Here is a 12,485-nt window from a genome sequence, read left to right as displayed (position 1 = left end):
TCATGCGTGTCTCCGGAGCAGGAAATCGGAAATCAGCCGTGCTGCTTCGGCCGGCGCTTCGTAGTGGACCAGGTGGCCAACGCCGGGAAGGACGTGCAGCTCGGCATCAGGGATGAGCGCGGCCAACCGCTCCTGTCCGGCCACGGAGCCGAGGTCGTCGCGCTCCGCGGCGATCAGGAGGACGGGCATGGCCAGCTGTTCGGCGCTGTCCCGGACGGTCGTGGAGATGGAGGCACGGAAGGCGTCCAGCACCACGTCGCGGTTGGCGAAGGCACTGAAGTAGGCGGAGTGCTGTCCGTGGATCCAGCTCCGCAGTGCAGGGTCCCGGGTCTTGGCCATGAAGATGCTCATGCCCCGGACAATGGCCGGGTGCTGCAGCAGGGCCATGCCCAGCGACTCGGGCAGGCGGGCAGCGGCCAGATAGTAAAGTTCGGCGGCTTTGCTGGTGATGCCTTTGGGGCCTTCCAATGCCGGTTCGCAGATGGGATTGACCAGGACCAGTTCGCTGAGCAGCTCCGGGTGTTCCGCGGCCACCCGGGACGCGATGATGGAGCCGAAGGAGTGGCCCAGCAAAACCGTATCCGGGCCGAGGCCAAGTATCTCGGAGGACAGCGAAGCGGCAACAAAGCCGGCGTACGCCCCGACGTCGTGCGTTCCCGGCAGCGGCTGCCCGGATCCGAAGCCCGGCAGATCGGGCACCAGGATCCGGTGTTGGGGAAGTGCCTCCACCACGCGCAGCAGGCCGTGATGGTCGCCGCGGAACCCATGGACCATGAAGATCGGGGAACCCGAGGGGTGTCCGGGGACTGCCGGAAAGTCCCAGCAGCGCTGGAGGGTGCCGTCCACCGCAAGGGTGCGGACATCCGCGCTGCGCGTCAGCCTAATGTCTGCCACCTGCCTGTCCCGTGGTGCTGTGCGCATTAGTTGACCTTGTCCGGATGGGATCCGGAGCGCTGGTTCCGGTCCAAACCGGCGATGGCGGCCTGCTGCTCGGGTGTCAATTCGAATGAAAAGACGTCCAGATTCTCCGCGATGCGCTCGGCGGAACTGGCCTTGGGAATGGCGATATTCCCCTGTTCCATGTGCCAGCGCAGGATCACGCGGGCGGGCGAGACTCCCAGGTCTGCGGCGATGGAGGTGATGACCGGATCGGCGAGGACGGCACCGCGGCCCAGCGGGCTCCAGGCAACGGTGCGGATGCCCAGCTCCTGGTGCAGCTTGGTCAGCGGACGCTGCTGCAGCCAGGGGTGCAGTTCCACTTGGTTGACGGCAGGGACCACGTCGGTGGCGTCCATCAACTGCTGCAGGTGGTCCGGCTGGAAGTTGGACACCCCGATGGCGCGAACCCGGCCGGAGCGGTACAGCTCCTCCAAAGCCCGGTACGTGTCAATGAACAACCCCCGCTCGGGGCAGGGCCAGTGGATGAGGTACAGGTCAAGGGTGTCCAGACCCAGGCGTGCCATGGTGGCGTCGAAGGCACGCAGGGTGGAGTCGTAACCTTGGTCCGTGTTCCAGACTTTTGACGTGAGAAATATCTCATTACGGTTGACATTCGCGTTTGCGACAAACTCTCGTACCGCCTCGCCCACGCCCTCTTCATTGCCGTACAACGCCGCCGTGTCCACATGGCGGTATCCGGTGCCGAGGGCCAGAGTGACGAGATCCGCCGCGTCAGGAGCGGGTACCTTGTAGGTGCCGAAGCCCACCTGATCCATGCGGACGCCGTTGTTGAGGGTAAGTTTGGGTGCCGGTTCCATGCACAAGACTCTACCGAGGATGATGGTTGCCGAGTGAATTCAGCCCGAGTACGGTTGGCCGGTAAGTCTGACCGCGGAAACGTTCTGTCTTCGCGCACCGCCTCCCGATCCGGCAGATACGGTGTGTGGGGCAACGCTGGAACGCACTAATGCAGAACAGCAGTATTTCGCAAATGCGACGGCGGCGCTGCTGCCGGCTGTGGGTCCACCCGGGGAGGGAGCCATGGCACAGTTGAGACAGGCCAGCGGGCAATCGGCTGGTTTCCAATCAAAGGATGGAGAAGTCAATGGTGACTCTCGGTGAGGTATTCCTCAGTGAGTTTGCGGGAACGGCAATGCTGATCCTGCTTGGTTGTGGTGTGGTCGCGAACGTGGCCCTGCGCAAGACGAAGGGCAACGGAGGAGGGTTCCTCCTGGTGAACTTCGGCTGGGGACTTGGCGTGTTTGCCGGTGTGTTCGTGGCGGTTCAATCAGGCGCGCATCTGAACCCGGCAGTGACGATGGGTCTGCTTTTCAACGGTTCAGACCTGGCACCCGGAGTGGAGACCAGCTTTGCCTCCGTGATGGTCTATCTGGTTGCGCAGCTGCTTGGCGCAATGCTGGGTGCCGTGCTGGCCTGGCTGGCGTACAAGAAACAGTTCGACGACGAACCCGATGCAGAGAACATCCTGGGCGTGTTCTCCACCGGCCCGACCATCCGCTCCTACGGCTGGAACGTCGTGACGGAAGTTATCGGCACGTTCGTGCTGGTGTTCGTCATTCTGTCCTTCGGTGGAACCCCCAATGAACTGGGCCCGCTGGCCGTCGCCCTCCTGGTGCTTGCCATTGGCGCTTCCCTGGGCGGCCCCACCGGCTATGCCATCAACCCTGCGCGTGACCTCGGCCCGCGCATCGTCCACGCGCTGCTGCCCATTCCCAACAAGGGCAAGAGCGACTGGGCTTACGCATGGGTGCCGGTTGTCGGGCCCATCATTGGCGGGGCGCTGGCCGGCATTGTCTTCAACGGCATTCCGATGCCTGCTGTCTAAGGCTTTTCCCCGGGCGGTCTGTTTCCGCCGCATCCCTGTACGTCCCCCTGTAAAAGGAGCGAACCATGCCTGACCAGAGTTACATCATTGCGATTGACCAGGGCACCACCAGCAGCCGTGCGATCGTTTTTGACCACGACGGCAACATTGTCTCTACCGGCCAGAAGGAACACGAGCAGATCTTCCCCCGCGCCGGCTGGGTGGAACACGATCCCGAGGAAATCTGGACCAACGTCCGCGAAGTCGTCGGTACCGCACTGTCCAAGGCGAACCTGACGCGGCACGATATTGCCGCCGTCGGCATTACCAACCAGCGCGAAACGGCAGTGGTCTGGGACAAGACCACAGGCAAGCCGGTCTACAACGCCATTGTCTGGCAGGACACCCGCACGCAGCCCACCGTGAACGAGCTGGCCAATGACGGCGGCCTGGACCGGTACAAGGACCGCGTTGGCCTGCCGCTGGCCACGTACTTCTCGGGCACCAAGATCAAGTGGATCCTGGACAACGTTGAGGGTGCACGGGAACGTGCCGAAGCCGGCGACCTGCTCTTCGGCAACACCGACTCCTGGATTGTCTGGAACCTGACCGGCGGAACCGACGGCGGCGTGCACATCACCGACGTCACCAACGCCTCGCGCACGCTGTTCATGAACCTGGACAGCCTGACCTGGAACGAAGACATCCTCAAGGACTTCGGTGTTCCGCTGTCGATGATGCCGGAGATCAAGTCCTCCTCCGAGGTCTATGGCACGGTGCACACCTCGCAGTTGCTGCGCGAAACGCCCGTTGCCGGCATCCTCGGCGACCAGCAGGCCGCCACGTTCGGCCAGGCCGCCTTTGGCCAGGGTGCCGCCAAGAACACCTACGGCACCGGCTGCTTCCTCATCTTCAACACCGGTGAGGAGATTGTCCGTTCCGAGAACGGCCTGATCACCACCGTTGCGTACCAGATCGGCGATTCCAAGCCGGTGTACGCACTGGAAGGTTCCATCGCCGTCACCGGGTCGCTGGTTCAGTGGCTGCGCGACAACCTCGGCATGATCCAGAGCGCACCGGAGATTGAGCGTCTGGCCAACGAGGTCACCGACAACGGCGGCGTCTACATTGTTCCGGCCTTCTCCGGGCTCTTCGCTCCGCACTGGCGTTCCGACGCGCGCGGCGCGATTGTCGGGCTGACCCGCTTCGTGAACAAGAACCACATCGCCCGTGCGGCCCTGGAAGCCACGGCTTTCCAGACGCGCGAGGTGCTCGACGCCGTCAACGCCGACTCCGGAGTTCCGCTCACCGAACTGCGCGTGGATGGCGGCATGGTGGCCAATGAGGCGCTCATGCAGTTCCAGGCCGACATCCTTGGGGTGGACGTGGTCCGCCCCAAGATCGTGGAGACGACAGCCCTGGGTGCTGCTTACGCGGCAGGCCTGGCAGTGGGCTACTGGAACGACACCGACGAGCTCGAGACCAAGTGGGCCGAAGACAAGCGCTGGACCCCCCAGATGGAAGACAGCGAACGCCAGCGTCAGATGCGCCTGTGGTCCAAGGCCGTCACGCGGACCTTCGACTGGGTTGACGACGACGTGCTGTAACCAGCACGCGGCGTCTTCGGACGGCAACTGGGCGTCTCCGGACGCCAAGTGAGGATTGGGCCCCGGCGGGCAAAACGCCGGGGCCCTTTTCATGCGTCAAGGGATCTGCCGCCGGCCGGTGAGGCGGTTTGACCCGCTGTGAACACTTCGGTAGCGTTCCAGCAGCATCAAAGGTGATGCAGGTCACGAAAGCGGGCGCGGGTATTGGAATTCTCCACAGCAGCAGGGGGCGGCGGACTGCCGGTCGCTGTCATCGGATCCGGACCGAGCGGTCTGGCCACCATGCGGGCACTCGCCCGCCAGGGGCTGGACTTTATCGGCTTTGAACAGTTCACGGACGTGGGTGGACTGTGGAACATCGACAATCCGGCGAGCACGGTCTACGAATCGGCACATCTCATTTCCTCAAGATCCACCACCGAGTTTGCCGAGTACCCCATGCCGGCCGGCACACCGGACTATCCCGGCCACAGCCATCTGCGGCAGTACTTCCGCGGATATGCGAAGACCTTCGGCCTTCAGCGCCGCATTCGCTTTTCCACTCGGGTCACCAGCGCGGTTCCCTCCGGGGACGGAGAATGGACTGTTGCCTGGGAAGGGCCGGACGGAGCGGGCCGCGGGAGGTTCAGCGCCGTCGTCGTTGCCTCCGGCACCCTGCACACACCCTTCCTGCCTTCCTTCAAGGGGGAGTTCGCCGGCGAAATCCGGCACTCGGCACAGTACAAGAAGGCCACCGATTTTGCCGGCAAACGCGTGCTGATCGTGGGCGCCGGAAACAGCGGCTGTGACATTGCGGTGGACGCCGTCCACCACGCCGCCGCCGTGGACATCAGCGTCCGCCGCGGCTATTACTTTGTGCCGAAGTACGTCTTTGGCCGGCCCACTGACACGCTGAACCAGGGCAAACCGCTGCCCCGGCCGCTCAAGCAGTTCATCGACAAGCGGCTGCTGCGGATGTTCACCGGGGACCCGGCCCGGTTCGGCTTCCCGAAGCCGGACTACCGGATCTACGAATCCCATCCGGTGGTCAACTCCCTGATCCTGCACCATCTCGGTCATGGCGATCTTGCCGTAAAGCCGGATATTGACCGGCTGGAGGGCAGCACAGTGCATTTTCGGGACGGCAGGTCGGAGGAGTATGACCTGCTGCTCTGTGCCACGGGCTACATCCTGGACTACCCGTTCCTGAAGCCGGAGCTGCTGGGCTGGCACGGCCCGTCACCGGATCTCTACCTGAACATCTTCAGCCGCGCGGCCAAGAACCTGATGGTGGTGGGCATGGTGGAAGCTTCCGGCCTCGGTTGGGAGGGGCGGTACCGCCAGGCCGAGCTGGTGGCTGCGTATCTCGCTGCGCAGCGGGACGCGCCTGTTGCCGCCGAGGCTTTCGGCAACACCATCGGCGGACCCTCGCCGGATGTCACCGGCGGCTACCGCTACCTTGGCTTGGACCGGATGAGCTACTACGTCAACAAGGATGCCTACCGGGCGGAGCTGGCAGCACATCTGGCCCAGCTTTCCGAACCTGGCGGACCTACCGAACCTGGCGGAACAGGCGGACCCGCCGGAACTGCCGGGGCCGCCGTGCCCGCCATGGCGGAGGTGCAGCGCTGATGCCCATTGACGACGTCGTACTGAACTTTTCTCCCGGCTCGCTGGTGATCCTGAACGTGGTCCTGGCCGTCATCATCCTCGGGATCGCCCTGGAGGTCCGGCCGTCGGATTTCCGCACCGTGCTGCGCAGCCCGAAAGCGGTGGTGCTGGGCATCGCGGCACAGTATCTGCTGCTGCCGGCGGTCACGGTTGGCATAGCTCTGGCCCTGCAGGTCCCGGCGTCCATTGCGCTTGGAATGATCCTGGTGGCCTGCTGTCCGCCGGGCGGAATTTCCAACGTCCTCACCCACCGGGCACACGGCGATGTCGCGCTCTCGGCGTCCATGACTGCGGTGTCCAACCTGGTGGCCATCATCGTGATGCCCCTGAATGTGGCTTTCTGGGCGGCGTTGAGTCCGTCCACTGCCTCGCTGATGCGCGACTTCTCGCTGGACCGCGGCGGAATGCTGATTCAGGTGCTGCTGATTATCGGAGTTCCGTTTGCCGTGGGAATGCCATTGGCCCGCCGCTTCCCCGGGATAACGGACCGGTTCCGGCCTTGGGTGCAGCGGATCGGGCTGATAGCTCTCCTGGCCTTTATCCTCGCGGGAACGGCCAGCAATCTGGAACCGCTGCGAGAACATCTGGGAACGATCTTCCTGGTGGTGCTGCTCCATGACGCCATCGCGCTGGCCGTTGGCTACTGGAGCGCTGCGGCCGTCAGGCTGGATGAAGCCAGCAGGCGGGCTGTCACCTTCGAGGTGGGCGCCCGCAACACCGGGCTGGGACTGGGACTGACCCTAACGTTTTTCTCCGGGTTGGGCGGCATGGCCATGGTCGCAGCGTGGTGGGGGATCTGGGACATCCTGGCCGGGTTGCTGCTGGCCGCATGGTGGCGGCGGAGGGATGCCCGGCGGGCTGCTGCCGCGGGGGAACCCCGGGAGGCGGCACTGTGAACCGGGTGTGTGTGACCGGCGGCAATGGATTCCTGGGCAGCGCCGTCGTTGCCCGGCTGGCAGCGGACCCCGGGATCGGCTCCGTCCTGAGCCTGGACATCCGCGAACCCGCCGCTGAGCGCCGACTCGACGGCGTTGACTACGCGCTGGCCGATGTCTGCTCGCCGGACGTCGGCCGGCTGCTGCAGGCGCACCGGATCGACACCGTGGTTCATCTGGCGGCCATCGTGAACCCGGGCAAAGACACCAGCAGGGAACAGGAGTTCCAGGTGGACGTGGTTGGGTCGCGGAATGTCCTGGCCGCCTGCATTTCCGCCGGGGTTCAGCATGTGGTCATTTCCTCCTCGGGGGCGGCCTACGGTTATCACCCTGACAACGCCCCCTGGCTCGCCGAAGGGCATCCGCTGCGCGGCAATGACGAGTTCGCCTACTCCCGGCACAAACGGCTGGTGGAAGAGGAGCTCGCCCGGGTCCGCAGCGACCATCCGGAACTAAAGCAGACCATCTTCCGGATCGGCACCATTCTGGGGAAGCGGGTGAGTAACCAGATCACCGCCCTTTTTGATGCACCCCGGCTGCTGCGGGTGGCCGGCAGCGACTCGCCGTTTGTCTTCATCTGGGATGAGGACGTCGCTGACGCCATGGTGCGGGCCGTACTCACCGGCCGCAGCGGGATCTACAACGTGGCAGGCGACGGCGCACTGACGGTCCGCGAGATTGCTTCGCTCATGGGAAAGCGGACCATCAGCGTGCCGGCCCCGTTGCTGGCCGCCGGGCTGTGGCTGGGACACAAGCTGAAGCTGACCGTGCACGGACCGGAGCAGCTCCGTTTCCTGCGCTACCGGCCGGTTTTGGACAATACGGCACTCAAGAATGAGTTCGGCTTTACGCCCTCGCGCACCAGCAGGGAGGCCTTTCTGGAGTTCCGGGCCGCGAGGGACGCTGCCGCTGCCGAGGTAAACGCCGACGAGGCTGCTGCCGGCCGCAGCTAGATTCCGCGGCCGGCAACAGGTCCGCGGCTGAGGCTAGAAGTAGCTCACCCCGTTGGTCTTGAACGGCAGCCCCAGCCCGCCGGCCACCTCGGCCAGAACTTCGGGGCAGAAGAAGTACCACTTCAGTTCCGCGATGAGCGGCGCACCGTGGGCAGCGCGCACGCGCAGGACATCCGCCACCACCCCGGGGGCCTCCGGCGTTTCCTTCGGCCGCTCCCACAGCAGGATGATGTCCTCACCGCCGAAGTGATGGACAGTTGCCCGGTAAAGTTCGGCGGCGTCCGGGCCGAACGTGTGGGTCATGGACCCGGTGCGGATCTGTTCGTGTCCGGTTTCACTGACATTGCCGATTACCTCGGACCGCCCGCCCGCCAGGAAGAGGTCCACCATGGCATCAATGTCATAGGCGTTGAAGGCCTCCGCCAGCCGGCGCAGCAGCAGCGCGTGTTCCGCCGGCTGCACGGCGCCGGTTTCAGTCCCGGGATTTGCGGAAGAAGACGCACCCAAATCCGAACCGCTGCGGGTTTCCTGGAGGGTGGTGCGCCCGCGGTGCAGGGCAGACTTCACGGCGCCCGGAGTCGTCTCCAGCATGCCGGCAATCTCGGCCAGGGAATAGGAGAACACTTCCTTGAGGACCACGCACGCCCGCTCCCGCGGGGGCAGGAGGTGCAGCAACTGACGGAGGGCAGACTCTACGTCCAGGTTCGCCAGCGGATCAGGAGCGGTCTCGTCCGGGAGTTCCGGGGCGGAATCGGTCCACTCCAGAGCCAGCCGGCTGCTGCGGCGCAGTGAATCTATCCAGGTGTTCGTGGCAATCCGAACGAGCCACGCCTGAGTGTCCAGGATGGGTTCGTGCCGCTGGGATGCTTCCGCCAGGGCCTTCGTCAGGGTTTCCTGCAGCAGGTCTTCGGCATTCCAGACGGTGGAGGTCAGGCTGCGGCAATACGCGTATACGGAGGCCCGCGCAGGCTCCAACTCCACCAGGAAGTCGCGCCGGGCCTGCCGCAGACGGCTCCTGTTGTCCGCCAATGCCGGTGTCTCTGTTGCTGTGCGGGCTTCAAAGGCCGTTGCCGATTCGACTTCCGTGCCTGTCCTGAGTGCCATTGCCGTTTCCCCTCGTTCTCCCCGCCCAAGGCGGTGCCTGGATAAAAAGCATGGCATTGCGCCATGTCCTTACCCGGTAGACGCACGGGCACGCCCAAAAGATACGTCGCGGCCGAGAATACCGCCTGGATACGGCAGAATCAGCGGATGGAACTGCACACGCCCCGCCTGCTCCTGCGCAGCTACCGCCGCGGAGACTTAGCTGCCGTGCACCGCTTTGCATCCGATCGGCGATTGACCGAATACGTCGAATGGGGTCCCAACACCGCGCAGGACAGCCGGGATTTCCTCGCTGCCTGCCTGGCGGAGACACAACAGGATCCCCGGCGGGCGTTCACTTTTGCCATCACCGCGTCCGATACCGTGTCCGACCACGACGGCGGGGGACCGGCTGCGGGTCCGCCCTTCGGTTCCGTGGGGCTGACACTTGACGACGCCGGCACCGGCGAGGTCGGCTATGTCATCGCCGCAGACCGCTGGGGCTGCGGCTACGCGACCGAGGCGGCGGCCGCCGTCGTGCACTTTGGTTTTACAGTGCTGGGACTGGACCGCATCCGCGCCACCTGCCGGCCGGGCAACGCCGCTTCGTCCCGGGTGCTGGAGAAAACCGGAATGGCGCTGGAAGCCCGCCTGCCCGCGCACAAGCTGATCCGCGGCCAGTGGGAGGATTCGCTGCTGTATGCGATCAGTCCGTCATGAGGCTGTGGCGCGGCTGCCGCAACGGGGCGGCTGTTGTAAAGTGGAAAGATGAACGCTTTCCTCCTCCTTAGGTAGCCGCGCACCGTCCGTGCGTGGCTCAGCCCCTTGCCTGCCGAGGGGCTTTTGTGTGTCTGGGGAAGAGCGTGGCGAAACTTGAGTTTTAAGCGGCGGGACCGGCACGGACCGGCAACCGCGGATCAACAGGATTTCTTTGAGGACAGAGGCGACAACAGTGAGTACGCAGTCACAGACGGATGAGTCTGAAGAGGCCGTATACAGTTTTGCGGACATTGAGCAGAAGTGGCCGGCGGTCTGGGACGAGCTCGGTGTGTTTCAGCCCGCCGACGACGGTTCCAAGGAACGCCGCTACGTCTTGGACATGTTCCCGTACCCTTCCGGTGACCTGCACATGGGCCACGCCGAAGCGTTCGCCATGGGCGACGTCGTCGCGCGCTACTGGCGCCAGCTCGGCTACGACGTGCTGCACCCGATCGGCTGGGACTCCTTTGGCCTGCCCGCTGAAAACGCGGCCATCAAGAACAACGCGCACCCCAGCGACTGGACCTACCGCAACATCGACACCCAGGCCGCGTCGTTCAAGCGCTACGCCATCAGCGTTGACTGGTCACGCCGGATCCAGACCTCCGATCCGGAGTACTACCGCTGGACCCAGTGGCTGTTCAAGCGCTTCTACGAGCGCGGCCTGGCCTACCGCAAGAACTCCCCGGTCAACTGGTGCCCCAAGGACCAGACCGTGCTGGCCAACGAGCAGGTTGTCAACGGCGCCTGTGAGCGCTGCGGCACGCAGGTCACCAAGAAGTCGCTGAACCAGTGGTACTTCAAGATCACCGACTACGCCGACCGGCTGCTGGATGACATGGACCAGCTCAAGGGCCACTGGCCCGAGCGCGTGCTGGCGATGCAGAAGAACTGGATCGGCCGCTCCGAAGGCGCGCACGTCCGGTTCACCATCGAGGCCGACGGCGACAAGCCGGCCGAGCAGGTCACCGTCTTCACCACCCGCCCGGACACCCTGGCCGGCGCCACCTTCTTTGTCGTCGCCGCCGACGCCCCGCTGGCAGTTGAGCTGACCACCGACGAGAATATGGACGCCCTGCTGGATTACCGCGAGCAGGTGAAGGCCCTCTCGGACATCGAGCGCCAGTCCACCGAGCGCACCAAGACCGGCATCTTCACCGGCCGCTACGCCGTGAATCCGCTCAACGGCGAGAAGCTGCCCGTCTGGGCCGCCGACTACGTGCTGGCCGATTACGGCACCGGCGCCATCATGGCCGTGCCCGCGCATGACCAGCGCGACCTGGACTTCGCCAAGACCTTTAACCTGCCGGTTAAGGCCGTCCTGGACACCGGCGAAGAGGATCCGGCGGAGACGGGCATCGCGACCACCGGTGAAGGCACACTGATCAACTCCGGCAAGCTGGACGGGCTGCCCAAGTCCGAAGCCATTCCCGCTGCCATCGAAATGCTCGAGGAACAGGGCACGGGCGAGAAGTTCGTGAACTTCCGCCTGCGCGACTGGCTGCTGTCCCGCCAGCGCTTCTGGGGCACGCCCATCCCGATCATCCACTGCGAGACGTGCGGCGAGGTTCCGGTTCCCGATGACCAGCTGCCGGTCACGCTGCCCACCGGGCTGAAGGGTGAGGCACTGGCGCCGAAGGGCACCTCCCCGCTGGCTTCCGCCGAGGACTGGGTCAACGTTTCCTGCCCCAACTGCGACGGCCCGGCCAAGCGCGACACCGACACCATGGACACCTTCGTGGATTCGTCCTGGTACTTCATGCGCTTTGTTTCCCCGCACTACACCGACGGACCGTTCGATCCGGAGGCCGCGAAGAACTGGATGCCGGTCGGCCAGTACGTGGGCGGCGTGGAACACGCCATCCTGCACCTGCTCTACGCGCGCTTCTTCACCAAGGTGGTCCATGACATGGGCCTGCTGGAAACCAGCGAACCCTTCAGCTCGCTGCTCAACCAGGGCCAGGTCCTCAACGGCGGCAAGGCCATGTCCAAGTCCCTGGGCAACGGCGTTGACCTGGGCCAGCAGCTGGACAAGTACGGTGTGGACGCCGTGCGCCTGACCATGATTTTTGCTTCCCCGCCGGAGGACGACGTCGACTGGGCGGACGTTTCGCCGTCGGGCTCCGCGAAATTCCTGGCCCGCGCCTGGCGCCTGGGCCAGGGCGTCACCAGCGAACCCGGCGTCGACTTCGCCGCCGGCGACAAGAAGCTGCGCGCCCTGACGCACCGCACGGTGGCCGACGCCACCGAGCTGCTGGAGAACAACAAGTTCAACGTGGTGGTGGCCCGGACCATGGAACTGGTCAACGCCACCCGCAAGGCGATCGACTCCGGCGTCGGCGGAGCGGACCCCGCGGTCCGCGAAGCCGCCGAGACCGTGGCGATCATCCTGAGCCTGTTCGCCCCGTACACCGCCGAGGACCTGTGGGCGCTGCTGGGCCGTCCGGCCTCCGTGGCGAACGCCGGCTGGCCTGCCGTGGACGAAAAGCTGCTGGTCCAGGACACGGTCACCGCCGTCGTCCAGGTGCAGGGCAAGGTCCGCGACCGCCTGGAGGTGCCCGCCGACATCAGCGAGGAGGAGCTGCGCGAACTGGCCCTGGCCTCGGACGCCGTGCAGAAAACGCTCGACGGCCGCGGCATCCGCACTGTGATCGTGCGCGCTCCGAAGCTCGTGAACATCGTTCCGGCGTAGGCTGGCGCTCACGACAGAACACCGTGCACGCCGATTCGGGGG

The 12,485-nt window shown here is 65.1% G+C and carries 10 protein-coding genes; 7 read left to right on the top strand and 3 right to left on the bottom strand.

Features of this window, described 5'->3' with window-relative positions; translation table 11 throughout:
- Together MUG94_RS09830 and MUG94_RS09825 are read right to left on the bottom strand one after the other, a co-directional pair.
- Positions 1–921 carry an alpha/beta fold hydrolase gene (locus MUG94_RS09830; protein WP_227907638.1) on the bottom strand — a complete coding sequence of 307 codons (921 nt, stop codon included), beginning with the start codon at positions 919–921 and terminating at the stop codon, positions 1–3.
- Positions 921–1,757 (bottom strand): aldo/keto reductase, encoded by an 837-nt coding sequence (locus MUG94_RS09825; RefSeq protein ID WP_227907639.1) that lies wholly within the window; start codon positions 1,755–1,757, stop codon positions 921–923. The genes MUG94_RS09830 and MUG94_RS09825 overlap by 1 nt, the downstream gene beginning before the upstream one ends.
- 290 nt (positions 1,758–2,047) lie before the next feature.
- Here MUG94_RS09825 and MUG94_RS09820 point away from each other — a divergent pair, with 290 nt between their 5' ends.
- The 5 genes from MUG94_RS09820 (at position 2,048) to MUG94_RS09800 (ending at position 7,909) form a co-directional block, all read left to right on the top strand.
- Complete coding sequence (locus MUG94_RS09820) at positions 2,048–2,785, top strand: MIP/aquaporin family protein (RefSeq protein ID WP_227907928.1); 738 nt, start codon at positions 2,048–2,050, stop codon at positions 2,783–2,785.
- A 65-nt stretch (positions 2,786–2,850) separates the two neighbouring features.
- Complete coding sequence (glpK, locus tag MUG94_RS09815; protein ID WP_227889985.1) at positions 2,851–4,371, top strand: glycerol kinase GlpK; 1,521 nt, start codon at positions 2,851–2,853, stop codon at positions 4,369–4,371.
- A 204-nt stretch (positions 4,372–4,575) separates the two neighbouring features.
- Positions 4,576–5,982 carry a flavin-containing monooxygenase gene (locus MUG94_RS09810; protein WP_227907640.1) on the top strand — a complete coding sequence of 469 codons (1,407 nt, stop codon included), beginning with the start codon at positions 4,576–4,578 and terminating at the stop codon, positions 5,980–5,982.
- Positions 5,982–6,917, top strand: a complete 936-nt coding sequence (locus MUG94_RS09805; RefSeq protein WP_227889983.1) for a bile acid:sodium symporter family protein — start codon at positions 5,982–5,984, stop codon at positions 6,915–6,917. Before MUG94_RS09810 ends, MUG94_RS09805 begins: the two co-directional genes overlap by 1 nt.
- On the top strand, positions 6,914–7,909 hold the full coding sequence (locus MUG94_RS09800) for an SDR family oxidoreductase (RefSeq protein ID WP_227907641.1): 996 nt from the start codon (positions 6,914–6,916) through the stop codon (positions 7,907–7,909). The genes MUG94_RS09805 and MUG94_RS09800 overlap by 4 nt, the downstream gene beginning before the upstream one ends.
- Positions 7,910–7,942: 33 nt before the next feature.
- Here MUG94_RS09800 and MUG94_RS09795 read toward each other — a convergent pair whose 3' ends face one another.
- Positions 7,943–9,013 (bottom strand): sigma-70 family RNA polymerase sigma factor, encoded by a 1,071-nt coding sequence (locus MUG94_RS09795; RefSeq protein WP_227907642.1) that lies wholly within the window; start codon positions 9,011–9,013, stop codon positions 7,943–7,945.
- 147 nt (positions 9,014–9,160) lie between these two features.
- On the opposite strand from MUG94_RS09795, the gene MUG94_RS09790 reads away from it, so the two are divergent.
- Both MUG94_RS09790 and leuS read left to right on the top strand, forming a co-directional pair.
- On the top strand, positions 9,161–9,712 hold the full coding sequence (locus MUG94_RS09790) for a GNAT family N-acetyltransferase (protein ID WP_227907643.1): 552 nt from the start codon (positions 9,161–9,163) through the stop codon (positions 9,710–9,712).
- A gap of 232 nt (positions 9,713–9,944) precedes the next feature.
- Entirely contained in the window at positions 9,945–12,443 is a 2,499-nt protein-coding gene (leuS, locus tag MUG94_RS09785; RefSeq protein ID WP_423724329.1) for a leucine--tRNA ligase, read from the top strand.
- The last annotated feature ends 42 nt before the right edge of the window (positions 12,444–12,485 follow it).

The sequence above is a fragment of the Arthrobacter gengyunqii genome, assembly GCF_023022985.1.
Taxonomy (GTDB): Bacteria; Actinomycetota; Actinomycetes; order Actinomycetales; family Micrococcaceae; genus Arthrobacter_B; species Arthrobacter_B gengyunqii.
Note: the sequence above shows the minus strand (reverse complement) of the source record. Positions and strands in the feature narration are given on the sequence as shown.